We start from the raw sequence: 26,677 nt of genomic DNA, 5'->3' as shown, positions 1-26,677 counted from the left end.
GGTGCAAGACCTTCGCAAGGCGCAGATGATTTTGCACCCACTGCATTTCGGGATTGTTGATTTCATCGGCCCGCGAGAGTTTGTTTGGAACCCGCGGCCCGATCGTCCGGCGTTTGGGACCAGCCAGGCGATTCAACCGGCAGCGATGCTGCCGAGTTGCTCGGCGCGGGCGTTATCAGTGGCTGGCCGGTTGATGTCTCGGCAGGCTGGTGGCCGCAGAATGCAGCTTTCAATTGCGCCTGATCCAGTTCGCCTTCCCAGCGGGCGACGACGAGCGATGCCACCGCGTTACCGACCAAATTCGTCAGTGCCCTGCATTCCGACATGAAGCGATCGACGCCAAGGATCAGCGCCATTCCAGCAACGGGAACTGCCGGCACTACGGAGAGCGTAGCAGCCAACGTGACGAAGCCGGCACCTGTGACACCTGCTGCACCCTTGGAGGAAAGCATCGCGACGAGCAGCAGCAGGACCTGATCGCCAACTGACAAATCCGTATTCGTCGCCTGCGCGATGAAAAGGGCCGCGAGGGTCATGTAGATATTGGTGCCATCCAGATTGAAGGAATATCCGGTCGGGATAACCAGGCCCACGACCGAGCGCTTGGCGCCGGCCTTTTCCATTTTCTCCATGAGAGAGGGCAGCGCAGCCTCGGAGGAGGACGTTCCGAGGACCAGCAGCAGCTCTTCCTTTATGTAGCGGATAAGAGAAAAGATCGAGAAGCCATTGTAGCGACAGACTGCACCGAGAACCCCGAATACGAAGAGGAAGGCCGTGAGATAGAAGGTCCCGACCAGCATCGCAAGGTTGGCTACCGAACCGATGCCATATTTGCCAATCGTGAAGGCCATTGCTCCGAAAGCACCGATCGGCGCGGCTTTCATCAGGATGCCGACCAATTTGAAAACGGGTGCAGTGAGGTCCTGAAGGAAGGAAAGAACCGATTTGCCCGATTCTCCGACCATCGCCAGCGCGATGCCGAAGAGGACGGAGAAGAACAACACCTGTAGAATGTCGCCTTCCACAAAGGCGCCGATAATCGTGGTCGGGATCATGTTCATGAGGAAGCCGGTCACGGACTGCTCATGGGCCTTTGAGGCATAGCCATTGACGGCTTGGACGTCGAGCGAGGTCAGATCGATGTTGAGGCCGGCGCCAGGCTGAATGACATTGCCGACGATGAGGCCGACGATAAGCGCGAGCGTCGAGAAGGTGAAGAAATAGACCATCGCCTTGCCGGCAACACGGCCGACCTTCTGAAGATCGCTCATGCCGGCAATTCCAGTCGACACGGTCAGAAAGATAACGGGCGCGATGATCATCTTGACGAGCTTGATGAAGGCATCGCCGAGCGGCTTCAGGTTTTCTCCGATTTGCGGATAAAAATGGCCAACCGCGACTCCGAGCAGGATTGCGACAAGCACCTGCACGTAAGGCTTGGCAAAAAGGGTCTTGCGGGGTGCGCGCTTTACGCTTGGAGCCAGTGGGGTCAACATGTAAGTTTTCTCTCCCTGACCGGTTTGGGGCGGGCTGTTCCTCCCCGCGGCTTCTCCCATCGCGGCGCCCCGGTCGAACGCTGCTGCGTTGTTGACCGCAATAGCCGTGCCAAGCCAAGAGAGCGCGGAAATCGCCGGAGCCTCAGGTATCTTCAACAAATCGCGCAGCAAGATTGTGCGGTTTTCCGCACGGATCGCCTTCCCTTCTGGCGGAACCCCGCACTATGGTTCGTCAATGATCGGTTTTAAGAATACGATGGCGGAAGAAGAAGACATGGGTAATGGCGCCTTCCAGCGCGCCCCATTGGTCTTCCCTGGTAGATCCGGCGGTCGATCTCTCTGGCTTGTGATTTTGCTTGCAATTCTTGGTGCGGCGCTCTGTTTCGTCGTCTTTGCAACGGGACGCATCGCCGGCACCAGAGCAGAGTATGCCCTACGCGACCGTGCTCTTGCCGCGTTCCCGCTTGCAGCCGACAGTTTGAAAGGAGAGATCGAGAAGCAGCGAATGATTCCGCTGGTTCTGGCACGCGACGGTGCCGTTCAGGAGATGCTTCGCAGTCCGAGCACTGCCAACGAAGCCGCGCTTGATGAGAAGCTTCGCGCCATCGCGCGCGACGCCGGCTCTTCTATACTCTACATCATTAATCCTGAGGGCGTAGCGGTCGCTGCGAGCAACGCCGGCGAGCCGACCAGTTTCGTCGGCAGCGATTACCGCTTTCGCCACTACTTCACCGAGGCGATGGCGGATGGCGCGGCTATGCAATATGCGCTCGGCACGGTTAGCGCGCGCCCTGGTCTCTATCTGTCGAGCCGGGTCGATGGGCCGGAGGGGCCGCTCGGTGTGGTTGTGGTGAAGGTGGAGCTCGACCGCGTCGAGTCGCGTTGGCTGGAGAGCGGCTTCGTGGTCTTCACGACCGATGAGCGAGGCGTGGTTCTTGCCACGAGCGTGCCCCAATGGCGTTTTGGCGCTCTCTCACCGCTTTCCGCAAAGGAGAAGCAAACCGCTCGCGATCGTCTGCAGCTACCGGGCGTGACTTTCGAGCCGGTGCCGCTTTCCCGCCGCGGCGACAACCTGGTCACCGCAACTCCTGAGAGTCGATCAGCCGGTTTCGTTGCGGTTTCGCAGGATCTCGGCAAAGCAGTTCCGGGCTGGCGCATGTCGTTGCTCATCCCCGCCGACACCGAGATCTCCTCGGCGGTCATGACAGCCCGCGTGACAACGCTGCTTGCCCTCGTTCTCGTTGGATTCGTCATTTTCATCATTGTTCGACGGCGGCGGGCGGCCCGGCAGCGGCAAGAAGTGCTTGTGTTGCTGAATGCGGAACTGGAGCATCGCGTCGAACTGCGCACGGCGGAGCTCCAGAGCTCGAACGCAGCGCTCGCCGGTGAGATCGCCGAGCGAGAGAACGCTGAAGCAAGAGTGCGTCGCCTGCGCGACGAACTCGCCCAGGCGAACCGCTTGTCAATCCTGGGACAGATAACGGCCGGGGTCGCCCACGAGATCAACCAGCCGGTCGCCGCAATCCGCACCTATGCTGAAAATGCCGCGCGTCTTCTAGGGATCGGCCGGTCGCAAGAAACCGCCGAGAATCTGACCTCGATCGTCGCCATGACCGGCAGGATCGGCACGATCACTGAAACGCTAAGGTCCTTTTCCCGCCGCGCCAGCGGATCGATGGGACCGATACTGGCGGACGACGCGATCGACGGCGCTCTGTCGCTTCTTTCAGGCCGAATTCGCGATTCCGGGGTGACGATTGAACGGAAGCGGATCGATCCGTCTCCAATTGTCATGGCAAGCCGCATGCGACTGGAGCAGATACTCGTCAACCTTCTCCAGAACGCGCTTGACGCTCTGAAGGATCAACCGGAGCCCCGCGTCGAGATAGCGCTCGCCGAAAACGGGGAAATGGTCGCTATTTCCCTTCGGGACAACGGCCCCGGCCTTGCCCCCGACATTCGCAGGAGCCTCTTCATGCCGTTCGTTACCAACAAGGAAAAGGGGCTCGGTCTTGGCCTGGTCATTTCGCAAGAGATCGCACGTGAGCTCGGCGGCTCGTTGCGGCATGATGATGCCGGCCACGGGAGAGGGACTTCCTTCACGGTCGAGCTGAGGCGAGCGGCATGAGTGCTGAATCAGGACCGGTCATTTTTATCGACGATGACGAGGATGTGCTTCGCGCAGCCACGCAGATGCTGAAGCTTGCCTCGTTCTCACCGAGCGTGTTCGGTTCGGCCGAGGCCGCACTCGCCAGAATCGACGGGAACTTCGATGGCCCTGTCGTGAGTGACATCCGTATGCCCGGGCTGAACGGACTTCAGCTCTTCGAGCGAGTGAAGGCGATCGACCCGGAAATTCCGGTTGTCCTGATCACCGGGCATGCCGACGTCGAGCTGGCCGTTGCCGCCATCAAGGATGGCGCCTACGATTTCATCTCGAAGCCATATGCGAACGACCGGCTTCTCGTGACGCTGCATCGCGCTTCGGAAAAACGGCGCCTGGTCCTGGAAAACAGACGTCTTAGGGATGCGGTTGTCCGATCTGCGGGCGATATCCCGCTGATCGGGGAGGCACCGACCATGATTCGATTGCGCGAAACTCTCCGCCAGATCGCCGATACCGATGTGGATGTCCTTGTGGAAGGCGAGACGGGCACGGGCAAGGAGGTGGTCGCGGATCTGCTTCACCGCTGGAGCAGACGACGCACGAAGCCCTTCGTTGCCCTGAATTGTGGAGCGCTGCCCGAAAGCGTCATCGATAGCGAACTTTTCGGGCACGAGGCAGGCGCCTTTACTGGCGCGCAGAGGCGCAGGACCGGTCGCATCGAGCATTCGAACGGAGGGACGCTCTTCCTCGACGAAATCGAGTCGATGCCGCCAGCACTCCAGGTGAAGCTTCTGAGGGTGCTTGAGACCCGGCAGATCACGCCGCTTGGCACGAACGAAACCCGCAGCATCGACCTTCGTGTCGTGTCGGCTACCAAGGCCGATCTCGGCGATCCGGCCGCCCGCGGAGATTTCCGGGAAGACCTTTATTTCCGGCTGAATGTGGTGACGCTCCGCATCCCGCCGCTTCGCGAAAGGCGCGAAGACATCCCGATGCTCTTTGGGCATTTCCTGGAACGCGCCTCCAAACGCTTCAGCAGGCCAGTTCCGGACATCAGCGCTGGCGTGCGCGATCGCCTCGTGAGCCACAATTGGCCCGGCAATGTCCGTGAACTCGTGCATTTCGCCGATCGCGTTGCATTGGGACTTGAAAGGCTAGGCACGCCCATTGCATCAGGTCGAAAGGAACAAGCGGTATCAAGCCTCCACTTGTCCGAGAAGGTCAGCCTTTATGAGGCGACTGTCATCCGCGATGCCTTGCAGGAATGCGGCGGCGACGTGAGGCGAACGATCGAAGTCCTGGGAGTTCCCCGCAAGACCTTCTACGACAAGCTGAAACGACATGGGATAGACACGGCCGATTATCGAAAAACCGCCATTGGCTGAAGCCTTCTTGCTTGCATGTCGCGGAAAAGAAATTTCGCCATTCTCGTCCGACTCAAAGGATGCACTATGGGCTAGGTGAAGCGAGCCTGAGGTCGCTTTCGGAGCGCTATGGCATCAACCCCAAGACGGTCGCGAAGTGGAGAAGCGGAATTCGACCGCGATCTGTCCACCGGCTCCAGGGAGTCGACAGTTCTGTCTGTCGAGGAAAACCGTTGTTGTGGCCTTCCGCAGCAACAAGGCTGCTGCCGCTCGACGATTGCCTCTACGCGTTGCAGCCGACGTCACGCATCTGACGCGCTCCCACCGCTGCCTGCAGGCAAGCATCGGCCGATTGCCAGATGTCGACGGCGACAGGCCGGCGAGAAGAGTCAAGAGAATGAACCGGACCATCAAGACGCAACCGTCAAGCGCTTCCACTACGACGATCGCGACCAACTGCGTCGGCATCTTGCCGACTTCGTCGCGGCCTACAATTTCGGCCGCAAGCTGAAGACCCTCAAGGGCCTCACGCCCTGCGAGTTCATCTGGAAGGCATGGGCTTCCCAGCCCGAGCGTTCACTTTCAATCCGCTCCAGCAAATGCCGGGACTAAACATTTAGCAAATGGCGGATGAGGTGCACGATGCAAGTTAGCACGTCGCCTGGGGAAAGGTGCGCCGATCGCCTCCCTCTTGGCCAACCAGTTCGAGCTTGCCGTCTTACCAGGCCCCCGCCAATCTCGTTGCGTTGTTGTTTAGCGTTGTAACAGATCCTTCAAAGAAATTCATGGAATCGTTGCGAGCGCAAATCGCTGTCAATGGTACGCTCATCACAACTTTCGAGATCAGTGGCGGCAGAAATCTGGTGTCGTTTTATGTTCCGCCGCCAAACAGCATTTGCGAAGAGCGCGAAATGACAAAGCCAGCAGGACGAGGGTACCAGCCATGCGCACATCGATTACACCCAAGTCGCCCGCGATACGATACTCGATATTGGCTACGACGATGCCATCGGCTTTGATGGTCGAAATTGCGCCGTCGTTCTGGCTCTCACCGGGCAGTCGCCCGGCATCAGCCAGAGCGTTGATGAAGGACGATGGCAGGATCTCGAGCAAGGGCGGGATCAGGGCCTCATGTTTGGATTCGCATGTTTTCGATCTCCGACCGAAAGGCATCATCAAGATGCTTGATCTCGTACGCCCGATATACCGCAACACGGCGACATACGGACACTTCGGCCGTGAAGAGCCTGAGTTCACCTGGGAGAAGACGGACAGAGCCGCCGACTTGCTGCGTGAGGCAGGACCGGCAGCTGCGTGAGCGCCGCTGGATCAAGCGCATGCGGCAACCCTTTTCAACTCGCTAGGCCCGCGCCCGCCGCGGCACGCGCTTCGACATCATGCTGACGGCTGTGTGATCGACACGGGCGGTTACCGGAAAGGCGACAAAAAAGTGCGTTACGACATCGTTATCATCGGAGGAGCCATCGTCGGCTCCTCGATCGCCTACTATCTGCGCGAGGAAGGGTTTTCCGGCTCGATCGCGCTGATCGAGCGCGATCCGCAGTTCGCGCACGCGGCAACGACGTTGTCCTGCGCCTCCATTCGCCAGCAGTTTTCGATTCCTGAAAACATCCGCCTGTCGCAATTCGCGCTGAAGCTGTTCCGGCGGCTGAAGGAAGAATTCGGCACGGATGCCGATATCGGGTTCCGCGAGAGCGGCTATCTGATCCTCGCCGGAGAAGCCGGGCTACCGATCCTCAAGGCCAATCACGAGGCGCAGATCGCCGAGGGCGCCGACATCGTGCTCGAGGATGCCGAGCAGTTGACGCAGCGCTTCGCCTGGCTGTCGACCGAAGGCATTTCTGCCGGCGCCTATGGTCGGACCGGCGAAGGCTGGTTCGACGCGCATGCGATGCTGACGCTGTTCCGCAAGGCGCTGCGCGGCAAGAACGTGGACTTTATGACCGCCTCGGTCATCGGCATCGAGCGGCAGGGCCACCGTGTCACCGGCGTCAGGCTCGACAATGGCGAGACGATCGAAGCCGGCACCGTCCTCAATGCCGCCGGGCCGAATGCCGGCAAGGTCGCCGCTCTCGCCGGGCTGGCGCTGCCGGTCGAGCCGCGCAAGCGCAATGTCTTCGTCTTCGAGGCGCGCGAAAAATATGCCGACATGCCGCTGCTGGTCGATCCCTCCGGCATCTATGTCAGGCCGGAAGGCCCGGTCTATCTCACCGGCGGCGCCGAGCCGGAAGAGGGCGACGGCCCGGCCGATCCCCAGGATTTCGAGGTCGACTGGCCGCTGTTCGAAGAGGTGATTTGGCCGGTGCTGGCGACCCGCATTCCAGCCTTCGAGGCCATCAAGCCTACCCGCGCCTGGGCCGGGCACTACGATTACAACACGCTCGACCAGAACGCGGTGATCGGGCCGCACCCCAAGGTGAAAAATTTCCTCTTCGCCAACGGATTTTCAGGCCACGGTCTGCAGCAGGCCCCGGCGGTCGGCAAGGCGCTGGCCGAGCTTCTCGTGCATGGCGGCTACCGCACGGTCGATTGCTCCGCGTTTGGGTACATCCGTGTCGCCGAAGGGCGGGCGTTTAGGGAATTGAATGTGATCTAGCAACAACGGCGCCGCGACGGTCTCCTTTGGTGCCGGCGGGACAGAGGGGCGCGAAGGTTCGCGACAGGCGGTGCCGCGGTACAAAGGCCTTGATGTTTAGCTTGCCCTGTTCGGTTGGGATCTCCGCAATATCAATGTGGAAGAAGCCGATGCTTGCGCTGCAGACATCGGTGCAATGAAGAGCGCGTCAGATGCGGGATCGTCGGCTGCAAGGCCGTAGAGGCAATCGTCCAGCGGCAGCAGTGTGTTGCGGCGGAAGGCCACAACAACGGTCCTCTTCTACGGCAGACAGAACCTTCGATCTCGGCTCCCTGGGGCCGGTGGGCAGATCGGCGGTCGAACTCCGCTCCTCCACTTCGCGACCGTCTTGGGGTTGATGGCATAGCGCTTCGAAAGCGAGCTCAGGCTCGCTTACAGCTCGACGCATCGCCTCTTTCTTTGTGGCGCTCCCATGCAGAACCTGGCCCAGTCGAAGCTTCGTGGCCGCGGCCCGCGCTCATGGCCGGCTTACTTAGGTCGATGCTGCGTGCTGTCACCGTGAGGTTCCGCTGGGGTTAGCGGTGCGTCGAGCACAGCGAGAGGGTTCACAGCCAACGCTCTGGAACCCATGTCACTAGCCATCCATGGCGTGGATGCGTTTCATCGAAACAGACGATTTTACCGATGTTACGGCACGATGCATAGAAAGAATTCAAGAATGTAGCAGCCTTAAGGAAAGTGGTTGATGTTTGCGTTGGCTCCGAAGAGCATTTTCTGGTCTGCGCGGAAGACCAGCCCAGGCGCGCGTCCATCGCGGCCAGGCACTTCCGCGACAGACGCAAGCTACATCGCATTGGCACAGCACGACAATCTTCCCCGAATTGCGCAGGCGCTTGCCTCAAACGCAGCAGCAAAGCTGAGGCTTGTGGTGTTCTGGAGAGAGGCAATTTAGATGCTTGTTGATCGCTCAAGGAACGATCGGTTCGTTGTTTCTCGACGGCGCACGGGTCTCGGTGATTGCCTGTGGTCTCTCGCGTCGGCTTGGGACTACGCACATCGGACGGGACGAGCTTTAGCAATAGATTGGCGCGGCTCTTGTTACCTTGACAACCCGTTTGCGAATGCCTTTCCAGCTTTCTTCAAGCCAATTGAGGATATCGGTGGTGTACGGGTCATTTGCGATGACCAGATCAACCACGTCTCATTCCCTGGTCCCTTCTTCCCGTCGTGGTGGAACAAGCCATCCATCGACTGCGTGTACCGTCCGGATGAACAGATTTTCCAAGAACGTGACGAGCTTAACGATCTTTTCCAGGCCCAAGATGATTGTGAAGCCAACACGGTAGTGTGTGATGCTTGCTTGATGTGGCGCTGCGATGAAAAGGCCGAGCGAACCATATTTAGGAGCATCACACCGAGGGTCGAAATTGAGGATCGCATTGAAGCGCTCTACCAGGAACATTTTGACGGGCACAGCATAATTGGAGTCCATGTCCGCCACGGCAACGGCGAAGATATTATGGATCACGCACCTTACTGGGCTGATCCGAAGGTTGCCTTAGAGCAGGTATGCACTGCCATTCGTATGGCCAAGGCGCAACCGCATTCAAGACCTGTAAGGGTGTTCTTGTGTACAGACAGCGCCAAGGTTGTTGATCACCTGTCGGGCGTATTTCCCGAACTTTTCACCGTCCCAAAACGCTTCCAGGCGGATCAGGCCGGCCCCTTACACAGTGCAGCACTGGGCACCGACGGGGGGTTTTCCGCGCTCGTTGAGATGTATCTCCTCGGTCGATGCGACACTGTTATTCGCTTTCCTCCGACTAGCGCCTTCACCCGCTACGCCCGCCTCTTCGTGCCACGAATTGTCGAATTCGATTTGAATGACCCGCGTCGTTTGATCTTGATCGACAACACTTTCGAACGTTCCCCGGCTCCATGAAAGGCTGGCATCCCGATCGAACTCTCCCTTGCCTTCGCGCAGAGGCCCCCGTTCGCCCTGCCCAACACGCCCCTTTCTCGCCACGCAATCCCGCCGCAGGCGAGCGTTTTCATGGGCGCGTCAAAATCAAAAGGATTCAAGCTTGTCAAAGAGAAAAGTAGCTTTAATCACCGGGGTTACGGGACAAGACGGTTCCTACCTCGCAGAATTGCTTTTAGAAAAGGGCTATTCTGTGCATGGGATAAAGAGACGATCGTCTCTTTTTAATACGGGCCGTATAGACCATCTCTATCATGACCCTCATGAAAGTGGCGTTGATCTTACACTTCACCACGGGGACTTGACAGACTCGTCGAGCCTTACGCGCGTCATCCAACTGGTTCAGCCGGACGAAATTTACAATTTGGCAGCTCAGAGCCACGTTGCAGTCTCCTTTGAAGAACCAGAATACACCGCGAACTCCGATGCCTTGGGTGCGCTGCGTATCCTCGAGGCAATTCGGATCCTGGGGCTCGTCAAGCATACGCGCTACTACCAAGCCTCGACGTCTGAGCTCTACGGGCTGGTGCGGGAAACGCCACAGACCGAGACGACACCGTTCTACCCCCGGTCCCCCTACGCTGTTGCCAAATTGTATGCTCACTGGATCACCGTAAATTATCGAGAATCTTACAATTTGTATGCATGTAACGGCATTTTATTTAATCATGAGTCACCTGCGCGCGGAGAAACATTTGTAACTCGCAAAATCACGCGCGCCTTGACTCGGATTAAGCTTGGAATGCAACGCACTCTATTCCTCGGCAACCTTAATGCGCGTCGCGATTGGGGGCACGCTCGAGACTACGTCCAGATGCAGTGGTTGATGCTGCAGCAGCAGCAACCTGAAGACTTTGTGATCGCTAGCGGTGAGCAACATTCGGTGCGCGAATTCGTCACCGTCGCGGCCGCTGAACTCGGCATCGATGTTCGTTGGGTGGGGGAAGGGGTCGACGAAGAGGGGTACGATGCAAAGACGGGAGCTCTGATCGTAAAAGTAGATCCCCGCTATTTTCGTCCTGCAGAAGTCGAGACACTTCTCGGCGATGCCCGCAAGGCGAAAGAAAAACTTGGGTGGGAGCCCAAAATCTCCTTCATCGAATTGGTTAGGGAGATGGTTCGGGAAGATTTGCGCATGGCGGAGCGTGAAGCAGTGCTGATGAATCAGGGTTATTATTCACACAGTCCACGAGAGTTATGCTGACAACGGCGGCGCCATGCGGGGTTGTTGTCAGTGCTATGGTGGCCTTCTTAAGGAGCGCCCAGAGCGTTAACAATGGAAAACAAAAAGATGAAGAAAGTCTATGTGGCAGGCCATCGCGGCCTTGTTGGATCGGCCACGATGAGAGCCCTCGAGGCGTTAGGATCCTATGAGATAATAACACGTACTCACGACGAACTGGATCTATTTGACCGGAGCGAGACGCGCAGGTTCTTCATGTCGCAGCGGCCAGATTACGTCGTTATGTGCGCCGCGAAGGTTGGTGGTATACTGGCGAACGCCAGCTCCCCTGTCGATTTCCTTCATAACAACCTCGCGATTCAAGTCAGTGTTTTTGATGCCGCTTACGCTTCCGGCGTCGAACGGATGATTTTTCTTGGCTCCTCGTGTATCTATCCACGCGACTGTCCGCAGCCGATACGGGAGGAATACCTTCTCACCGGTCCGCTTGAAGCGACGAATCGTCCCTACGCTTTGGCAAAAATCGCAGGTGTCGAATCGTGCTGGTCTTTCAACCGGCAGTACAAGGCGCGCTATCTCGCGTTGATGCCGACCAATTTATATGGTCCCGGCGATAATTATCACCCCGAAAATTGTCACGTTCTGCCTGCTCTGATACGCCGCTTTCATCAAGCTAAAATGAACGGCGACTCCTCTGTGGGGGTCTGGGGATCCGGAAATCCTCGGCGAGAGTTTATGTATTCGTCGGATGTAGGCGATGCCATTGCGTTCCTGCTTGGCCTGCCAGATTCGGATTTTGACGCCTTGACAGCCCCCGACACTGCGCCCCTGATTAATGTTGGCGTTGGTGAGGACGTCACAATTCGCGAGGTGGCGGAACTCGTCAAGGCGGCGGTCTGCTGGGAGGGCAATTTGGTGTTCGACACGACGAAGCCAGACGGTACTCCGCGCAAGCTACTGGACGTAACGCGCTTGCGTAACCTTGGCTGGAAAGCCAAAATGTCCCTTGGTGCCGGGTTGCAAGCGACGTATGAGGATTTTCTTCGCCTTCATGCGGCTTGATGTGGAAGCGCGCATCCAGGTTGGACTGCATGTCCGACCGGGTGCAAGCTCGCCCAGTCCGGCCAAACAGATGAGAGGGACGCATACATCTCGAGGCGGCCGCAATAGTGGCCTGTGCTGACTTTGCAGACCGGACCTCTCTGCGACCGGCGATGCAGAGGATCACCCAGAAGCTTGCCCAAGCCAAATGGGAAGGGGAAGGCCGCATAACTGGCCGCACCTGGAACGGCTGTGCGTGAGCGCCGTCAACTCAAGCCGCCAGTTAGAACTGCTCGACCTCGCGGGAGCCGCTGCTTACGAAGCTGGCATCGACAGGAAAGCCAACCAGGCCCGCATCATGCCTCGAGGCAGGCCTTATCCAAGGCGGTGCATACGGAAATGGCGGGCGTCGACGTATGCTTTTCAACTCGCGCTTAGCCGCAGGCGGGATCGTGTCCCCTGCGTGGTGGAGCTGGCGGCATTGGTCGCCGTGCTCTCCGGCATGGGCCGGGCTGATCGGATTGGTTCAGTCTGCGTTGTTAGCGCCGAACTCACTCGCCTCAAGGTCATGGCGCCACAAGCGCGGATTCGCGGCGCCGTGGTGCGGGCGTTACAACTCATGCAGCAGCGGGTCTCGTTGATGGCGAAGCGGGCTGCCCTGAACCAATCGCTCGCGTCTGCGGCGCGCCAAGCTGTCGCGCAACGCGATCATCCTGACGCTCTGGGATGGCAGTGGCAGGTGACCGCCTATATGGCAGTGGCAGGTGACCGCCTATGCGGTGAGCACGCTTGGCCTTAGCTCGATTGGCATCGACCCCAACCGGCCCTGGTCATCGCGCCGTGCCACAGCTTTTACCGCCAAGTGAAGCCGATCAGCTGCGACCGCTCGCCGCGACAACCCTGGCGCCAGACTATGCTCTGCTCGGCTGGTTCGAGCCCGTCGCCGCTGTGTTCATCCGCAGCATCGAATGCCATATCCGCTGCAGCCTCGAATGCAATAACCGTCGTAGCTTTTCAGAGTGCCTCTCGGAGTTGTTGAAAAACCCGGAAGTCAATTGCCCGTTTTACCTTTTCGGCAATGTTGAGGTGTCTGAGAATGGCTCAAACGATACCCCGTTTGGCTTCATGCAATGTCTCGCCCAGTCCGACGAGACGGGCTGCGGCCTGACCCGTCGGCATGTCAATGACCGTGATTGCGCTTGCCGCAAGGAAACGACGCTCGTTCTTGGTCAGCGTCGCTGTATCGATTGCCGCAAAATGTGGGCCATTGGAGCGCTTCATGATCTGCCGGGCATAGGTGCGCAGCATCTGATCGTTGAAGCGGCAGCCGATGAAGAAAAGACCACGACTAGCTCGCCGTTCCTTCACCAGGTCAGGGATCGGCGTCTGGATGTCGATTTCGCTCAGCACTTCAACGTAGTCGGAATCTGCGACGAGGAAGTTTGCGGCCGGCCTGGCACCGCCGTGAGGGGCGTAGAGAACCGTCTTCGCCGCTGGTGCGGATTCGAGTAATATCCCGGACAAATCGTAGGCTTTCGTCCAAATGTCACCGATCTCGTGCGCCCGTGTTACGCCCTGTATTTCGACGACGTCCGTTCGGCGGGTCTGTATTAGAGCCGCGCGCATGGCACCGTCGTACCAGCTGTCGACGATCACGGAGAGCGGCAGCGTTGCAAGCCAGGCATGCAAGATGGTCGGCACCACCGGGGCCGCGAATATTTCGGCCATCCAAACTTGAAGCGTCCGGCGGTGCCGGCGCTGTTCGATATACTGCGCTACCGACCACATGTTGGTGCGAATCTTCGAAGGGGCTGGCGCGCGCTTGTTGAGCGCTGCGGCAACGGCTTCGGGGGTATGCGGTACGGGCGGTCCCGCGGAGCGGATCTCAAGCAGACCCGGGCCGAGATAGGGAATGACCTGATCGGCCGCGAGCCCTTTCTTCAAAAGGTCAAGCTGCCTTTCGGCAAAACTGTCCCGAATGACGACGAGATGGCCCGAGGTCATTGTGTTCATGCTCGTATCCCTTGCCGCTCTCTTTGTGTCAACCCGAAGGTCAGTCCTCGTCGGAAATCTTCCTTGCTTCCACGGTAATCGGCAAAGGCGTATCGCGCGGAAGGTCGGGCAGGACTAGCCGCCAGCCGTTCTTCAGCGTCACGGCGCCACCCCATAAGTGTTCGTTGTCGACCTTGATGATCGGCTCTTCGAGATCCTTTTTGGGAATATATGCCGACAAGCCAGCACGGGTCCTGCGGATCATTACCCTCATCGGGCCGTTCCTTCGTCAAACCCAGCACCGATTTCGGCACTGGAAGGAGTCCGGGCCGTCTCAAGGCTCATGAGTTCACGCGCACGCATGCCGACGACGGTGCCGCGATCGACCCATTCGACCGCATAGATGTAGAACTGCTGGAGAAAGGTGCCGATGTCGCGCACATAGCCCTCGTCGCCTTTGCGCACCAGATTTTCACCGATCTCCTTGCCCGGATAGGTGCCGTCATTTTTTATGTGGCGTGTGGCGCGGACCCGCTCACCCGGCATGAATCGCGGGGGTGTACGGATTTCGATGTCCTGTTCGCGTCCGAGGCTCATGGCCGTTCCTTTCTCTCGGCTGCAGCTTTCCAACAGGAGGTCGATGGTCCTGCGGAGGCGCCTCGACCGTGTCAGTAGCCGAAATGGAGGTCAGGCAGGGACGCAAGTCTTCGACACCGGACATACCGAGGCGCATTGCTGCGTTTCGAAGGTCCCCTCGCATTCGGTGCACTTTTTCGGATCGATCACGTAGGTCTCGCCCTTGAACTTAATCGCGCCCGAAGGGCATTCAAACTCACAGGCACCGCACTGGGTGCATTGGGAAGCGATGATCTTAAAGGCCATTTTCAACTCCGGTTCGGTTAGAATGAGGCGGCTCAGGCCGTCGCAGCCAGTGGCTCACTCCCAAACTCGGCGGCGTAAAGCGCGCCGATCGCGGTCTCGATGTAGTCATACCCGTAAGCCTCCGTTGCTCGGATCCCACCTTCCTTGAGACGATCCTCGGGGCAATTTCCAATTCTCGCGCACAGCACGATGTCTACGCCTTCGAGCGTAGAGATGACGCCGTCGAGGCTCTTGTCCTCGGCCCGGCCGCCGAGGCAATACTGTTCGACCTTGCGATGACCGACGAAGCTGATCCCTTTCGGAGAGGCCTCATAAACCTGGAATTCCTTCGCATGGCCGAAATGCTCGTTGATGCGGCCGCCACCCTTGGTCGCCACCGCTACCAGAAGCGATTTGCCGGAGCCTGCGGTCTTGACCATCCCGAGCGCCTCGCTCTTGGCCGCCAGGCGATCGCCCCGCTCGCGCGCGACCACTGCCCGATATGTCTCGCGCTTGCTGGCGTCGTACGTGACCTTGTCGGGAAGCCGGTCGAGCGTGAATTCCTGGCCACGATCCTCGCCGAGCAGGCCGACAGCATCGGCCCGGCACTGCCGGCAGTGGCGCATCAACTTGGCGCCGCCTTCGAGACGATCCTGAAGGGCCTTCAGCTCCATTGCCTTGGGGCCGCGCTGCCCACTCAGGCCGTAATGCGTACCGTGCGCCGGGTCGGAAATCAGCGGCATGACATTGTGCAGGAACGCGCCGCGCTCCTTGACCCATTTATTCACCTCGATCAGGTGCTCATCGTTTACGCCGGGGATCATTACCGAATTGATCTTGGTGAGGATGCCGCGCGCCGTCAGCATCTCCAGCCCCGACATCTGTCGTTCGTGCAGGATCGTGGCGGCCTCAACGCCGGTATAACGGCGGTTGCCATAGAAGATCCACGGATAGATATTGGCACCGATCCGCGGGTCGACCATGTTGATGGTGATCGTCACGTGATCGACATTCATTTCGGCAAGCTCGGCGACGCGGTCTGGCAGCGCGAGCCCGTTGGTTGAGATGCACAGCTTGATGTCGCCGATTTCCTTGGCGACCCGTTGGAATGTCGCCTTTGTGTTCTTCCAGTCGTAACAGGCATCGCCCGGTCCGGCGATGCCAAGCACGGAAAGCTGCGGCACTTCGTTGGCAACCCCGATCACCTTGCGCAGCGCCTGGTCGGGCGTCAGCCTTTCCGAAACGACCCCAGGCCGGCTTTCGTTGGCGCAGTCATATTTGCGATTGCAGTAGTTGCATTGAATATTGCAGGCTGGGGCGACCGCCACATGCATGCGCGCGAAATAGTGGTGCGCTTCCTCTGAAAAGCAGGGATGATCCTTGATCTTCTCCCAGACGGCCGAGTCCATCTCGTGCGGCTTCGCGGAGGAGCCGCAGGATGAAGATGCGCAGCCACCGGATTTCGCTCTCGCCGGCGACTGATCGAAGACTGTCGTGCCGGAAAGGCCCTGTAGCGAAATCATCGGTGCGGACATGGAGCGGCTCCGTGCGTGGTGTGAACATCGCACTTCAGAGCGCAAGAGATATGCCAACCCCAAAAGCGGTCTTATCCGTCATGTTGGCTTTTACGTCGGCCTTTTGTGTCCAATTGTGTCCGTTTCCTGCGACACGGTTTTGTCAGGTCGCCGACAACGGTCAAAAGCAACGCGAAAAGTGACGTCTTGTCTCAGTTACGCCCGGTGCGGGCAGCAACCGCGCCCCCACGTTTGATGTCATCAGGGACGTTTAGAACTTCTTCACTTCGATATGATGCCGGCGCAGAGCATAGCCGACCTGCCGCGGCGTGAGACCGAGGAAACGAGCCGCCTTGGCCTGAACCCAGCCGGCTTTCTCCATCGCATCGATCAGTCGGTCGCGTTCCGTCAGACGCTGGTTGATTGCTGGGCAAGCTGGATGGTTGGGGTCGCAGGTCTCGCCGGGCGATGCCTCATTCTGGGAGGGGCCGACTCGCATGGCAGGCAGCGGCGATCCAACCGGCATCATATTGCCACGTGCGAACTCGTCGACGGCATAGGCGCCGTGCGAACGGCCGACTCCTTTCCACAGAAGCGAAGAAAGGCACTGGCTGTTCTGGCAGGCGAAATCCGACGGAGTTATTGTCATTGAACGCGCAAGTGTGGCCGTCCGTCGCACACAATTCTCCAACTCACGCACGTTGCCAGGGAAATAGCATTGCGAGATCAGGTCAAGCGCCGACGGCGTGAAGGCAAGATCGCGATGGTTCTCCTTGTTGAATCTATCGAGGAGAGCTTTGGCAAGGCGTGGAATATCGCCCGGCCGCTCTCTGAGGGGAGGCAAGACTATTGGCACCACATTGATGCGGTAATAAAGGTCGGCCCTGAACTCTCCATTCCGGACAGCCATCTCGAGGTCCTTGTTGGTGGCGCATATGAGCCGCACGTCAACCTTTAGGGTCCTGGTGCCGCCCACTCGCTCAAGTTCTCCTTCCTGCAAGACGCGCAACAGCTTGGCTTGAAAGGCAGGCGAAATCTCGCCGATTTCATCAAGCAGCAGGGTTCCGCCATTCGCCAATTCGAACCGGCCGGCGCGCTGCAGGATAGCCCCGGTGAAGGCGCCCTTCTCGTGGCCAAAGAGCTCCGATTCCAAGACGCTTTCGGGCAATGCGGCGCAGTTCAATTTGACGAAGGATTTCTCCCTCCGATGCGAAAGCTTATGGATGGCCTGTGCAAAGAACTCCTTGCCGGTACCGCTTTCGCCTCGCAGAAGCACGGTAGAATTGGTCCTGGCCACGACCGAGACGATCTCCAGCACTTGCTTGAGTGCGGGACTTTCTCCGATGATTCCGTCGATCTTGACATGCGGATGTCGGGCCGGATGGGTCCTGTCCTCGTCGAGCGATTGCTCTGGTCTCGGTTGCTTCTCGATAAGTCGCTGACCAGCCGTGCTCAAAGTGCGATGCAGGCGGATGGTCCGGCCGACCAGATTGGCGACCATGGCCAGGAAACGTAAGTCCTCCTCGTAACGGAACTTGGTGGTACCGTTCCTGACCCGGTCGATCGACAGCGTCCCGAAGATCTTTTCCTCAGCCTTTAGCGGGACACCGATAAACGCAGTTGCGATCGTGCCGCTGGTCGATTGAGGATCGGCCTGAAACAGCTCCGACGTGCTTGTGTCTTGTATGACGATCGGCACTCCAGTAGCGACGATTTTGTCTATTACGGCCTGGGGTATGACACTGCCGATGGCTGACTGAGGCACAGCGCCGCCGGTAGTTGCGCTAATCTGCGGCTCTCCTTCAGCGTCCAGGACGACAATTGCGCCATGACGCATTTGCACAAACGAGGAGAGGATATTCGCGACATTGGCAAGCGTAATCTCCAGCCGGGTCGGGGCAGTCAGAATCTTCGATATCTCGTAGATTCCCCCGAGCAAGCTGTCCGCATTGCGCGCCGCTTCGACCGCAGGTTCAGGCGGGGTGTTCCGAGATACAATTTCACCGACCTGATCTGGAAGCATGTGAGCCATGCAAACACCTCAAGGGTTGTCCAAGGTGCTCCTCCCAGGCCCTTTTTTGTATTTTGAGTTCCAGAAACATAGTATTTTCAGCCTTTCGGCAATTGTGAACAATATTGGCGGTCTTGACCGCATTCCGAGCCTCTCGTTTCCCGCTCTTTGCGCCAGTCATCCGAACTTGAAGAGAACGCCGAAGCCGCCGCGCGGGTAATTCCACACGATCTCACCGCTGGCCTCGCACAGCACGCGACAGGTGCCGCATTCCATGCAGCCGTCGGAAGTGGTCTCCACCTGTCCCTTGTCGTTCAACTCATAGCATTTGGCCGGGCAGATGTGTGTCAGCGCGAGCAGGTTCGCGCTCGGCCTCTCGTGCGGTCGCACTTTGATATGCGGGCGGCCCGGATCGACCAGATAGCGGTTCTGATAAAGCTTCTCCTCGACACGTAACTTCGTCACGGCCATCGTCATCCTGTTTCTCCTTCAGCGCCAGGCGAGTGCCAGGCGGACCACATCGCTGATCAGCCCCCAGCGCGAACGCGCCTTGATGAAGGCAGCAGTGGTCGCCTTTTCCTTCTCGATTTTCGGGGTTCCGTCGACCCGCATGAAGTTCTGCGCGGCCTGCGACATCAACTGCGGGTAAGTCATGAAGAAATTGCGGGAATTGGTGTGTATCAGGGCCGGCATGTCCTTATATTTCATCAGGTCTTTGACTACGAAGGACTTGTCCAGCATGGTCTTGTAGAGGGCGAGGTTCCTCCTGATCATCGGCTGGTTGCGGCCCTTGATCTCAATGATTGCCTCGCCCGCGATGCGACCGGAAGTCATGGCAAGGTTCGAACCCTCGCGGTGAATAGCGTTGTTCAGTTGGGCGGCATCACCGACCGCCACCCAACCGTCGCCGAAGAGCTGCGGAATTGCCTTGTAGCCACCTTCGGGAATGAGATGCGCGGAATACTCCTTGACTTCCGAGCCCGCGATCAGCGGCCGGATCGAAGGATGGTTTTTGAAGTTGTCGAGGAGGACGTAAGGGCTCTCCATTGTCTGGGCGAAATCGGAGACGAGGCAGCCAATGCCGAGAGAGATCGACTCCTTGTTGGTGTAGAGGAAGGCCAGTCCGGCCATGCTGCGGGAAATCGTGCCCGCCGCTTCGATCACGCAGCCTTCGTCGCCCTGGAGGCCGAACCGCTGCTCAATGACCTCATCGGGTAGGAAATGCATTTCCTTGACAGCGAGCGCCACGCTTTCTGGCTTCGGCATCTTGCGCAGGCCGGCCCGTGTACCGAGCAGTCCGTTGACACCTTCTGCGAGCACGACGACGTCCGCGTAGATCGGCCCGCCAGCCCGGTCGGTGCGCACGCCGATCACCTTGCCGCTGGCATTGCGGACAAGTTCGGTCACCGTCGTCTCGCAAAGCACCGTCGCGCCGGCCTGGCGCACCTTGCGCGAAAACCACTTGTCGAATTGGGCGCGGATGATCGTGTAGCGATTGGGCTTCGCCTCGTTGAAATCGTCCGATCGATACTGCATCCCGGTGTGGGAGGTGTCGTCCATCACCCAGAATCGCTGCTCGACCAGATGCCGCTCGAGAGGCGCATCATCCCGGAAATCCGGAATGATTTGCTCCAACATGTCGGCGTACATGATGGCGCCCTGGACATTCTTGGAGCCCGGATACTCGCCGCGCTCCAACTGCAGCACCGTCAGGCCCTGGCTTGCCATGGTGTAGGCGGCCGCGTTTCCGGACATACCGGCCCCGACGACGATGGCGTCGAATTCTTCCTCGATCATGGCCCTCTCCCTTAGCTCGCAAGCTTGTCGTGGCTGTGCGGCGACAGCCGCCGGGTGAAAGCTTCCGTCAATGCCGGCAGGAAACGGATTGCGTCGGTGACGATGCCGAGATGGGCAAATTCGAAGATCGGGGCGTTCGGGTCGGTGTTGATGGCTACGATCAAATCAGCCCCCTCCACGCCAACCCGATGCTGAATGGCGCCGGAAATCCCGGCCGCTATGTAAAGCTTTGGCCGGATGGTCTTGCCCGTTTGGCCAACCTGCCGATCGGCAGGCATCCAGCCCTTCTGGACCAACGGGCGCGAACAGCCATATTCGGCGCCGATTGCCCGCGCTAGATTCTTCACAAGCTGCAAATTCTCCGCTGAGCCGAGACCGAGGCCTCCGGCAACCACGATGTCGGCGTAGGCGAGATTTGCCTTTGCCGACTGGCGATCGAGGTTGAAGCCAAGGACTTTGGTGATGATCTCTTCCTCGGTCATTGACAGCTTGTGCCGGATGACACGCCCGACCGGCTTGTCCGTCCGCGGTGGCATGGCCATAACCCTCGGTCGTACCGTGGCCATCTGCGGCCGGTAGTTGAGCGTATAGATCGTGCACAGCAAGGAACCCCCGAAAGTCGGACGGGTCGCGGCGAGCGAACCGTCGACATCTACATCGAGTTCGGTACAGTCGGCAGTGAGCCCTGTCAGCAAGGTCGTCGCTACTGAGCCAGCGAGATCCCTGCCGAGCGTGGTCGCACCGAGAAGCAGGATTTCCGGCTTGTGGGTATTGACCAGATCCGTCATCGCCTTAGTGAAAGGCTCGTTGCGATAGTCGGCAAGCAACGGTGCCTCGACGAGGTAGACAAGGTCGGCGCCGTAAGCGAAGGCCTCGGCAACGGCATGCTGCGTCGCGTCACCCGGCGGTCCAAGCACGATCCCCGCAAGCTGGATGCCTAGCTTGTCGGCGAGCTTGCGGCCTTCGCCAAGCAGTTCGAAGGACACGGGATGGACCTCGCTGCGTTCCAGTTCGATGAAAACCCAGACGTGCCGATAGTCCCTAAAGTGCTCAGGCAATTCCCTCTTGATGCCGGCACGGCCGGCGGAAGGAGGGGCTTCGCGGTTAGCGTTCGACATCATCTCTCCTTGCCGTCCCGTCACTGGCCGCCGTCGAAGGCGAGTTCGTGTTCCAGCGCTGGCTGGCGGGTAAAGATTGAGGCGATCAGTTCGTCAGCGAGGTCGTGCTGCGTCTTGTCGGTCATGTCGATCTGCGTCGCCTTTTCCGCTCGCGTGGTAGGGGCGAAAACGCGCTTGACGACCGTCGGCGAGCCGCGCAGGCCGCATTTGTTGAGGTCCTCAATGCCAGCTTCGGCCGCGCTCCATTTCACGATCTGGCCGCGCGCGGCGCGCATGGCGTCCTCGAGCGAGCCTCTGCGGATTTCGTTGGTGCCTTCCAGCATTGTGATGAGGCAAGGCAGCCTGCTTTTCAGCATCTGCGTACCGCCTTCCGAACGGCGCTTGACGGTGATCTCGCGCGCATCGACATCGATAGAGGCGATCTTCGCCACATAGGTGAACTGCAGGAGGCCGAGGCGCTTGGCGATGCCGGGCCCGACCTGGGCGGTATCGCCGTCAATCGTCTGCTTGCCGGCGAAGACGATGTCCGGCGCGCCGAAGGTCTCGCCAATTCTCACGATTGCCCGAGAAAGCGCGAAGGAGGTCGCCAGCGTGTCGGAGCCGGCAAAACAGCGGTCGGTCAAGAGTACCGCGCGGTCGGCGCCATAGGTGAGCGCCTTGCGCAGCGCATCTTCTGCCATCGGCGGACCCATCGTAAGCACGGTGACCTCGCCGCCATGGGCGTCGCGCAATCTCAGTGCCTCTTCGAGGGCGAACAGGTCGTAAGGGTTGATGATGGTCGGCACGCCCTGGCGCATGATCGTGTTCGTCACCGGGTGGACACGTATCTGCGCGGAGTCCGGCACCTGCTTGATACAGATTACAATGTGCATTGCGTCTTTCTCGGCTCCAATCCGCAAGCGGCCCTGGCGTTCATCTCCTTCGCAGCATCATTCGTGCCAACCGCTTTGCGTTGCTCTGTTTCCTTTTGACATGGGGTTGTATTTCTTCCGAAGGGTGCCGTCGTGATGACCGGGTTTGTCGGCTTTTCGACATTGTCGCGTCGCACTCGTGTCGCGTTCATTCTGTCCCGAACCGCCTCAGGATCGACTCGAACGGGACAAAGGTGTGGTCCCGAGTGGCCGGTTTGTCCGGATCGTGCTCTTTGAGCACCTTGAAGACCCGGTGGGTGAGTGGCGAGGATGTCGCGAAATCCTCATAGGCGCGTTCCAACGTCGCACGCGCCCGCGCGGCGATCACCCCGTCGGGAAGACCGGCGAAATCCTCTTCAGCGAGATATTGGCCCATGCGCTTCAGGATATGCAGCCGTGAGACATTGAGCACCTTCGGATCATAAGAGATGCCAAGGACTGCGAAGAACTCCTCCGCAGCCGACAGGCTCTTCAGCCGGGCGAGGATGTCGGTGACATCGATGGCGCGGCTTTCAGCGAAACAACTGCGCATTGCATTCTCCTGGGCCGGAAACGGTTGTCGGGTTTGCCTTGTCGCCCAGGCCTGGAGTTGATTGAAGTCCTCTCGCCTGGCTGGCAGATGGGGAAAGCTCACGCAGCTTCCTAACGATCCCGGGCATGACCTCGAGCACCCGGTCGACGTCCTCCTCGCCGTTGTTGCGCGAAAAGGAGAAACGGATTGCGCCGTGTGCCGCGTTATTGGGGATATTCATCGCCACCAACACGTGGCTCGGCTCCAGCGAGCCGCAGGCGCAAGCAGAGCCGGAGGAGCAGGCAATGCCCTCGCGATTGAGGAAATGCAGTATGCCCTCACCTTCGATATCTCCAAAGGCGATGTTTGCGGTGTTCGGCAACCGCTTTAGCAAATCGCCGGCGACGAAGGCGTGTGGGATGCGCTGGAGAAGTTCCTTCTCCAGGCGGTCGCGCAACGCCTTTACCCGTATGTTCGCGTCGTCCATGAATTTCAAGGCAAGATCGGCTGCCACGCCGAGACCGACGATGCCTGGCGTATTCTCCGTGCCGGCGCGGCGGTTGCCCTCCTGGCCTCCCCCCTTGATCAGCGGACAGAAGCGCACGCCGCGCTTTACATAAAGTGCGCCGACCCCTTTCGGTCCGTGTAATTTGTGACCGGAGAGAGACAGCATATCGATTGCCGTCGATTTCAAGTCGATCGCAAGCTTGCCGACCGCTTGCACCGCGTCGGTATGAAAAAGGGCGCCGACTTCCTTGGCCAACTCAGCAAGCTCGACCACCGGGAAGATCGTTCCGGTCTCGTTGTTCGCCGACATGATCGAGACGATCGCCACGCGCGGGGTGAGGGCGGCCTTATAAGTGTCGAGGTCGAGCCGGCCGTGGCGATCCACCGGGATCCTATGCACCTTGATGGCGCGCGTCTTCTCCAGGTGGGCGCAAAGCGTCAGCACGGCCGAATGCTCGACTGCGGAAGTCACGATCTCTGTGCGCTCAGGCATCACCTCGAGCGCTGAAAGGATCGCGGCGTTGTCGCTTTCCGTCCCGCCCGAGGTGAAGGTAATCTCGTCGTCGAACTCCGCGCCGATGAGCGTTTGCACCTGCAGGCGCGCCTTTCTCACCGCCGCCCCGGCGGAAGTGCCAAAATCGTGGCTCGACGAAGGGTTGCCGAATTGGTCGGTAAAAAGCGGCAGCATCGCTTGAACGACTTCAGGATCGACCCGTGTCGTTGCGTTGTTATCCAGATAAACAGGCCTCATTGATGTGATCCTTCTCCTGAGCGCAATCACGCAAAGCGCACTTCCGGTCTGTCATGATGATGGCTAGCCGAAGGAGTTGCCGCGCGCTTCTTGGAGCCGGCGCGGCCGCTCGCCTCGACTTGATACGCCAGGCTTGCGCCGGCTCGGGAAAACGCCGTCTTTAGGCCAGGGCGTTTCGGTGTGCTGGATCATGGACTGTTTCTCCTTCAGGCCGGGACGCGTTCTCGAACAGCTACGCATGGACCGTGCCAAAGGAGGGGATCATTTCAAAACAACATGATGGCTCCAACACTGCTATGTCGCATGTCCGACATCGGAGGGAATTGTTCAACGCGGAACGCCGTTAAATCGGCGTGAATTCCGCTTCGCGTGAGGAGCAATCCTGTCGGGCCGTTCGCCAAGGATGCCGGCGCGACCGAGGCGTCCTGTCGGGTTTGTCGAGTGCGCGACACGGCACTGTTACGCCCCCGTTGCCCTGCTGGGATCTCGTTTGTCATTGTAGAATATGCAGAAAATTCTTCTGAGCTTCTTTCTGAGCTTTGGCGCGGCTTTTGCGGTTCTCTCCTCGTAGGGCAGCGCGTGCCCGCGGCCGATATTCATCTCGCGGGTGACATCGCGATCGATGGAACGAAGGAAAGAAACCAACATGTCAGGTCCAGATCAGTCACCCGCATTCCGAGCGATGTTTTCGTCCTCACGCAGACCTTCCATTTCGGCTTTCTTGAGACCGAGCGGCCTGCTGCGCTCGTACAAAGCCACGCGGCGTTTTCACATCGATCTGCGCGGCGCCGCCTTTCGCGACGTTTTCGCCTTCACCATGCGCCACTGGAGCAAGCAGCCGGTCCGGCTCGCGATCATTATGATCGCGATGCTTGTCGCCACGCTCCTTGACGTCCTGACTCCGTTTTATTCCGGACGGCTCGTGGACGCGGTCGCCCAGGCAGCGACAGCCGACGCCGTCGTGTGGGATGCGGCACTTGCGGCCTTTTCAATGTTGATTGCGCTCGCACTCGGCGCCGTCGTCCTGCGCAACATCGCCTTCGTTGCCTACAATGACTTCATTCTGAAGATGATGTCGGACATCGCCAGCGACGCGTTCCATCGCGTCCAGCGCTTTTCGACCGATTGGCATGCGAAAACCTTCGCCGGCTCTACGGTGCGCAAGATCACGCGCGGCATGTGGGCGCTCTGCCTCCTCAACGACACGATCCTTTTCGCGTTGTTCCCGTCGCTCATCATGCTCGTCGGGTCGAGCGTTCTGCTCGGCTGGTATTGGCCGATGATGGGGCTGATCATCGCCTGCGGCTCGGTTGGCTATGTGGCGCTGATCATTATCCTGTCGCTCGGCTATGTGGCGCCAGCGGCAAGCCTTGCCAACAACTGGGATACGAGGCTTGGCGGCTCGCTTGCGGACGCGATCAGCTGTAACGCTGTGGTCAAAGGCTTCGGCGCCGAGGCGCGGGAAGATCATCGCCTGGCGAAAGTTATCTCCAAGTGGCGGCACCGCACCCGCCGGACCTGGGTGCGCGGGACGGTCAGTGCTGCATTCCAGGGGATCATGCTTCTTGCGCTGAGAGCGGCTTTGATCGGCTATGCCTTATTTTTGTGGTCGCGCGGCCAGGCTACCCCAGGTGACATCGCCTTGGTGCTCGGGTCTTTCACCGTCCTGTATGGGTACTTGCGTGATGTTTCCATACACGTGCGCACCATCCAGCGCTCTGTAAATGAGATGGAGGAACTGGTCCAAACCTACAGCCAGCCGCCCGACGTGGCCGATGTTCCGGGCGCCAAGCCGATCCGGATCACGAAGGGTCACATCGATTTTGAGAGCGTCCATTTCCACTACGGCAATCATTGGTCGCCATTCTACAGCGACTTGTCGATTTCGATTGAGGCCGGCGCACGGGTCGGTCTGGTCGGCCCCTCTGGCTCCGGCAAGACCACCTTCGTCAAGCTCATCCAGCGGCTTTACGACCTGGATGCTGGACGAATCTTGATCGATGGGCAGGACATCTCGCGGGTGACGCAGGCCTCGCTGCGCTCGCAGATCGCGATCGTACAGCAGGAGCCCCTCCTGTTCCACCGCTCGCTGGCCGAGAACATAGCCTATGGGCGGCCGGGTGCTTCTCGATCCGATGTCGAGCAGGCGGCGCGGCTCGCCAGCGCGCATGACTTTATTGCGCGCCTGCCGAACGGCTATGGTACGCTGGTCGGCGAGCGCGGCGTTAAGCTTTCAGGCGGCGAGCGCCAGCGTGTGGCGATAGCGCGCGCCTTCCTCGCCGATGCCCCAATCCTGATTCTGGACGAGGCGACATCAAGCCTCGACTCGGAATCGGAGGTGCTGATCCAGAAGGCGATGGAGCGGCTCATGGTCGGGCGCACCACGCTCGTCATTGCGCACCGGCTTTCGACGGTGCGGGCACTCGACCGGCTGCTTGTCTTCGACCGTGGTTGCATCACCGAGCAGGGCGACCATGCCGCGCTGATCCGTCGCGACGGCATCTACCGCCGCCTGTTCGAGCGGCAGGCCTTGGAACTGACAAAGGGGGGGTGGGATGAGACCAATGTGCAACGCGGTTGAACGCGGCGTGAATTCAGCTTGCCTCCCCAGCAATCCTGTCGGGCCGTTCCTGAAAAGGCGGCCGCAACCTGTCGTCGGGCTTGTCCAATCCACGACACGCCTGGTGCCGGCCTGTCTTCCTGCCGCGCTCTTGAGCAAACCCATGAATGGGATGAAGACAACTTTTTATGAGCTGCGTCCTGCGTTCCCGGCACGGCGCTTGAGGCTTCCTCCTGAGGCGGCAGCCGCCTCGCGATTATTTAGATCCTGGTTGATGCGATCAATGGAGCGAAGGAAAGCAACGCGCCGGATCCACGCGAGATCCGCCTTCTCTGGCATAGGGGCGTCGCCAAAAAGACACCCTCACAATATGCGC

General features: G+C 59.4%; 23 protein-coding genes and 2 pseudogenes. 10 read left to right on the top strand and 15 right to left on the bottom strand.

Annotated elements, in window-relative coordinates; genetic code table 11:
* Positions 1–62: 62 nt before the first annotated feature.
* The gene (locus JN279_RS37250) at positions 63–1,496 is read right to left on the bottom strand and encodes a dicarboxylate/amino acid:cation symporter (RefSeq protein ID WP_202353886.1); all 1,434 of its coding nucleotides are present in this window, start codon (positions 1,494–1,496) and stop codon (positions 63–65) included.
* Between the two features lie 274 nt (positions 1,497–1,770).
* On the opposite strand from JN279_RS37250, the gene JN279_RS37245 reads away from it, so the two are divergent.
* The 3 genes and pseudogenes from JN279_RS37245 (at position 1,771) to JN279_RS39060 (ending at position 5,587) form a co-directional block, all read left to right on the top strand.
* A complete protein-coding gene (locus JN279_RS37245; protein ID WP_202327598.1) occupies positions 1,771–3,624 on the top strand; it encodes a sensor histidine kinase in 1,854 nt (617 codons plus the stop codon).
* The gene (locus tag JN279_RS37240) at positions 3,621–4,988 is read left to right on the top strand and encodes a sigma-54-dependent transcriptional regulator (RefSeq protein ID WP_172352494.1); all 1,368 of its coding nucleotides are present in this window, start codon (positions 3,621–3,623) and stop codon (positions 4,986–4,988) included. The genes JN279_RS37245 and JN279_RS37240 overlap by 4 nt, the downstream gene beginning before the upstream one ends.
* A 59-nt stretch (positions 4,989–5,047) precedes the next feature.
* A pseudogene (locus tag JN279_RS39060) lies at positions 5,048–5,587 on the top strand (IS3 family transposase).
* Between the two features lie 223 nt (positions 5,588–5,810).
* Here the strand turns inward: JN279_RS39060 and JN279_RS38095 are convergent.
* Positions 5,811–6,080 (bottom strand): hypothetical protein, encoded by a 270-nt coding sequence (locus JN279_RS38095; protein ID WP_167316198.1) that lies wholly within the window; start codon positions 6,078–6,080, stop codon positions 5,811–5,813.
* Between JN279_RS38095 and JN279_RS39055 the strand changes: the two genes are divergently transcribed.
* Both JN279_RS39055 and JN279_RS37225 read left to right on the top strand, forming a co-directional pair.
* Entirely contained in the window at positions 5,971–6,285 is a 315-nt protein-coding gene (locus tag JN279_RS39055) for a methionine adenosyltransferase domain-containing protein (protein ID WP_446720445.1), read from the top strand. The genes JN279_RS38095 and JN279_RS39055 overlap by 110 nt on opposite strands.
* Before the next feature lie 132 nt (positions 6,286–6,417).
* Positions 6,418–7,584, top strand: coding sequence for an NAD(P)/FAD-dependent oxidoreductase (locus JN279_RS37225; protein WP_044551214.1), 1,167 nt, complete (start codon positions 6,418–6,420; stop codon positions 7,582–7,584).
* A 73-nt stretch (positions 7,585–7,657) separates the two neighbouring features.
* On the opposite strand, the pseudogene JN279_RS37220 reads toward JN279_RS37225, so the two are convergent.
* Positions 7,658–8,053 (bottom strand): annotated as a pseudogene (locus JN279_RS37220) (IS481 family transposase); the annotation flags it as partial.
* Positions 8,054–8,515: 462 nt separating this feature from the next.
* On the opposite strand from JN279_RS37220, the gene JN279_RS37215 reads away from it, so the two are divergent.
* The 4 genes from JN279_RS37215 to JN279_RS37200 all read left to right on the top strand — a co-directional run bounded on the left by JN279_RS37215 (position 8,516) and on the right by JN279_RS37200 (position 12,567).
* On the top strand, positions 8,516–9,505 hold the full coding sequence (locus JN279_RS37215) for a nodulation protein NodZ (protein ID WP_096453585.1): 990 nt from the start codon (positions 8,516–8,518) through the stop codon (positions 9,503–9,505).
* Positions 9,506–9,647: 142 nt separating this feature from the next.
* A complete protein-coding gene (gene gmd, locus JN279_RS37210) occupies positions 9,648–10,748 on the top strand; it encodes a GDP-mannose 4,6-dehydratase (RefSeq protein WP_010913561.1) in 1,101 nt (366 codons plus the stop codon).
* Between the two features lie 72 nt (positions 10,749–10,820).
* A complete protein-coding gene (locus tag JN279_RS37205; RefSeq protein WP_202351644.1) occupies positions 10,821–11,789 on the top strand; it encodes a GDP-L-fucose synthase family protein in 969 nt (322 codons plus the stop codon).
* Positions 11,790–12,024: 235 nt separating this feature from the next.
* The gene (locus JN279_RS37200; RefSeq protein ID WP_202351643.1) at positions 12,025–12,567 is read left to right on the top strand and encodes a hypothetical protein; all 543 of its coding nucleotides are present in this window, start codon (positions 12,025–12,027) and stop codon (positions 12,565–12,567) included.
* A 302-nt stretch (positions 12,568–12,869) separates the two neighbouring features.
* Here JN279_RS37200 and JN279_RS37195 read toward each other — a convergent pair whose 3' ends face one another.
* From JN279_RS37195 to nifS, 12 genes are all read right to left on the bottom strand, one after another.
* Positions 12,870–13,781 (bottom strand): SIR2 family NAD-dependent protein deacylase, encoded by a 912-nt coding sequence (locus JN279_RS37195; RefSeq protein ID WP_044548978.1) that lies wholly within the window; start codon positions 13,779–13,781, stop codon positions 12,870–12,872.
* A 40-nt stretch (positions 13,782–13,821) separates the two neighbouring features.
* Positions 13,822–14,034, bottom strand: a complete 213-nt coding sequence (gene nifT, locus JN279_RS37190) for a putative nitrogen fixation protein NifT (RefSeq protein WP_010913564.1) — start codon at positions 14,032–14,034, stop codon at positions 13,822–13,824.
* Positions 14,031–14,357 carry a nitrogen fixation protein NifZ gene (locus JN279_RS37185; protein WP_096453587.1) on the bottom strand — a complete coding sequence of 109 codons (327 nt, stop codon included), beginning with the start codon at positions 14,355–14,357 and terminating at the stop codon, positions 14,031–14,033. The genes nifT and JN279_RS37185 overlap by 4 nt, the downstream gene beginning before the upstream one ends.
* Positions 14,358–14,447: 90 nt before the next feature.
* A complete protein-coding gene (locus tag JN279_RS37180) occupies positions 14,448–14,642 on the bottom strand; it encodes a 4Fe-4S binding protein (protein ID WP_010913566.1) in 195 nt (64 codons plus the stop codon).
* Positions 14,643–14,674: 32 nt separating this feature from the next.
* Positions 14,675–16,156 carry a nitrogenase cofactor biosynthesis protein NifB gene (nifB, locus tag JN279_RS37175; protein WP_202351642.1) on the bottom strand — a complete coding sequence of 494 codons (1,482 nt, stop codon included), beginning with the start codon at positions 16,154–16,156 and terminating at the stop codon, positions 14,675–14,677.
* Between the two features lie 250 nt (positions 16,157–16,406).
* Positions 16,407–18,167 carry a nif-specific transcriptional activator NifA gene (gene nifA, locus JN279_RS37170; protein WP_044548983.1) on the bottom strand — a complete coding sequence of 587 codons (1,761 nt, stop codon included), beginning with the start codon at positions 18,165–18,167 and terminating at the stop codon, positions 16,407–16,409.
* Between the two features lie 156 nt (positions 18,168–18,323).
* Positions 18,324–18,623: a ferredoxin family protein gene (locus JN279_RS37165; protein WP_006333856.1), complete on the bottom strand. Its 300-nt coding sequence runs from the start codon at positions 18,621–18,623 to the stop codon at positions 18,324–18,326.
* Between the two features lie 12 nt (positions 18,624–18,635).
* Entirely contained in the window at positions 18,636–19,943 is a 1,308-nt protein-coding gene (locus JN279_RS37160) for an FAD-dependent oxidoreductase (RefSeq protein ID WP_027056558.1), read from the bottom strand.
* A gap of 11 nt (positions 19,944–19,954) precedes the next feature.
* The gene (locus JN279_RS37155) at positions 19,955–21,061 is read right to left on the bottom strand and encodes an electron transfer flavoprotein subunit alpha/FixB family protein (protein ID WP_010913570.1); all 1,107 of its coding nucleotides are present in this window, start codon (positions 21,059–21,061) and stop codon (positions 19,955–19,957) included.
* Positions 21,062–21,081: 20 nt separating this feature from the next.
* Complete coding sequence (locus JN279_RS37150; RefSeq protein ID WP_202351641.1) at positions 21,082–21,933, bottom strand: electron transfer flavoprotein subunit beta/FixA family protein; 852 nt, start codon at positions 21,931–21,933, stop codon at positions 21,082–21,084.
* A gap of 187 nt (positions 21,934–22,120) precedes the next feature.
* The gene (gene nifW, locus JN279_RS37145) at positions 22,121–22,504 is read right to left on the bottom strand and encodes a nitrogenase stabilizing/protective protein NifW (protein ID WP_027056555.1); all 384 of its coding nucleotides are present in this window, start codon (positions 22,502–22,504) and stop codon (positions 22,121–22,123) included.
* Complete coding sequence (gene nifS / locus JN279_RS37140; protein ID WP_202351640.1) at positions 22,485–23,741, bottom strand: cysteine desulfurase NifS; 1,257 nt, start codon at positions 23,739–23,741, stop codon at positions 22,485–22,487. Before nifS ends, nifW begins: the two co-directional genes overlap by 20 nt.
* A gap of 682 nt (positions 23,742–24,423) precedes the next feature.
* Here nifS and JN279_RS37135 point away from each other — a divergent pair.
* Entirely contained in the window at positions 24,424–26,322 is a 1,899-nt protein-coding gene (locus JN279_RS37135; protein WP_244734815.1) for an ABC transporter ATP-binding protein, read from the top strand.
* Positions 26,323–26,677 lie beyond the last annotated feature (355 nt).

It is taken from the genome of Mesorhizobium sp. 113-1-2, assembly GCF_016756475.1.
Classification (GTDB): Bacteria; Pseudomonadota; Alphaproteobacteria; order Rhizobiales; family Rhizobiaceae; genus Mesorhizobium; species Mesorhizobium loti_C.
The sequence above is the reverse complement of the archived record's forward strand: the minus strand, read 5'-3'. Positions and strand labels throughout refer to the sequence as shown.

Coding starts and splice junctions, on each gene's coding strand:
- JN279_RS37185 (WP_096453587.1), bottom strand. CDS start 14,357: ATGAGCCTCGGACGCGAACAGGACATCGAAATCCGTACACCCCCGCGA.
- nifS (WP_202351640.1), bottom strand. CDS start 23,741: ATGAGGCCTGTTTATCTGGATAACAACGCAACGACACGGGTCGATCCT.
- JN279_RS37250 (WP_202353886.1), bottom strand. CDS start 1,496: ATGTTGACCCCACTGGCTCCAAGCGTAAAGCGCGCACCCCGCAAGACC.
- JN279_RS37205 (WP_202351644.1), top strand. CDS start 10,821: ATGGAAAACAAAAAGATGAAGAAAGTCTATGTGGCAGGCCATCGCGGC.
- JN279_RS37150 (WP_202351641.1), bottom strand. CDS start 21,933: ATGCACATTGTAATCTGTATCAAGCAGGTGCCGGACTCCGCGCAGATA.
- JN279_RS37215 (WP_096453585.1), top strand. CDS start 8,516: ATGCTTGTTGATCGCTCAAGGAACGATCGGTTCGTTGTTTCTCGACGG.
- JN279_RS37160 (WP_027056558.1), bottom strand. CDS start 19,943: ATGATCGAGGAAGAATTCGACGCCATCGTCGTCGGGGCCGGTATGTCC.
- nifA (WP_044548983.1), bottom strand. CDS start 18,167: ATGGCTCACATGCTTCCAGATCAGGTCGGTGAAATTGTATCTCGGAAC.
- JN279_RS39055 (WP_446720445.1), top strand. CDS start 5,971: ATGCCATCGGCTTTGATGGTCGAAATTGCGCCGTCGTTCTGGCTCTCA.
- nifT (WP_010913564.1), bottom strand. CDS start 14,034: ATGAGGGTAATGATCCGCAGGACCCGTGCTGGCTTGTCGGCATATATT.
- JN279_RS37240 (WP_172352494.1), top strand. CDS start 3,621: ATGAGTGCTGAATCAGGACCGGTCATTTTTATCGACGATGACGAGGAT.
- JN279_RS37245 (WP_202327598.1), top strand. CDS start 1,771: ATGGGTAATGGCGCCTTCCAGCGCGCCCCATTGGTCTTCCCTGGTAGA.
- nifW (WP_027056555.1), bottom strand. CDS start 22,504: ATGCGCAGTTGTTTCGCTGAAAGCCGCGCCATCGATGTCACCGACATC.
- JN279_RS37165 (WP_006333856.1), bottom strand. CDS start 18,623: ATGACGATGGCCGTGACGAAGTTACGTGTCGAGGAGAAGCTTTATCAG.
- JN279_RS37195 (WP_044548978.1), bottom strand. CDS start 13,781: ATGAACACAATGACCTCGGGCCATCTCGTCGTCATTCGGGACAGTTTT.
- JN279_RS37155 (WP_010913570.1), bottom strand. CDS start 21,061: ATGTCGAACGCTAACCGCGAAGCCCCTCCTTCCGCCGGCCGTGCCGGC.
- nifB (WP_202351642.1), bottom strand. CDS start 16,156: ATGTCCGCACCGATGATTTCGCTACAGGGCCTTTCCGGCACGACAGTC.
- JN279_RS37135 (WP_244734815.1), top strand. CDS start 24,424: ATGTTTTCGTCCTCACGCAGACCTTCCATTTCGGCTTTCTTGAGACCG.
- JN279_RS37180 (WP_010913566.1), bottom strand. CDS start 14,642: ATGGCCTTTAAGATCATCGCTTCCCAATGCACCCAGTGCGGTGCCTGT.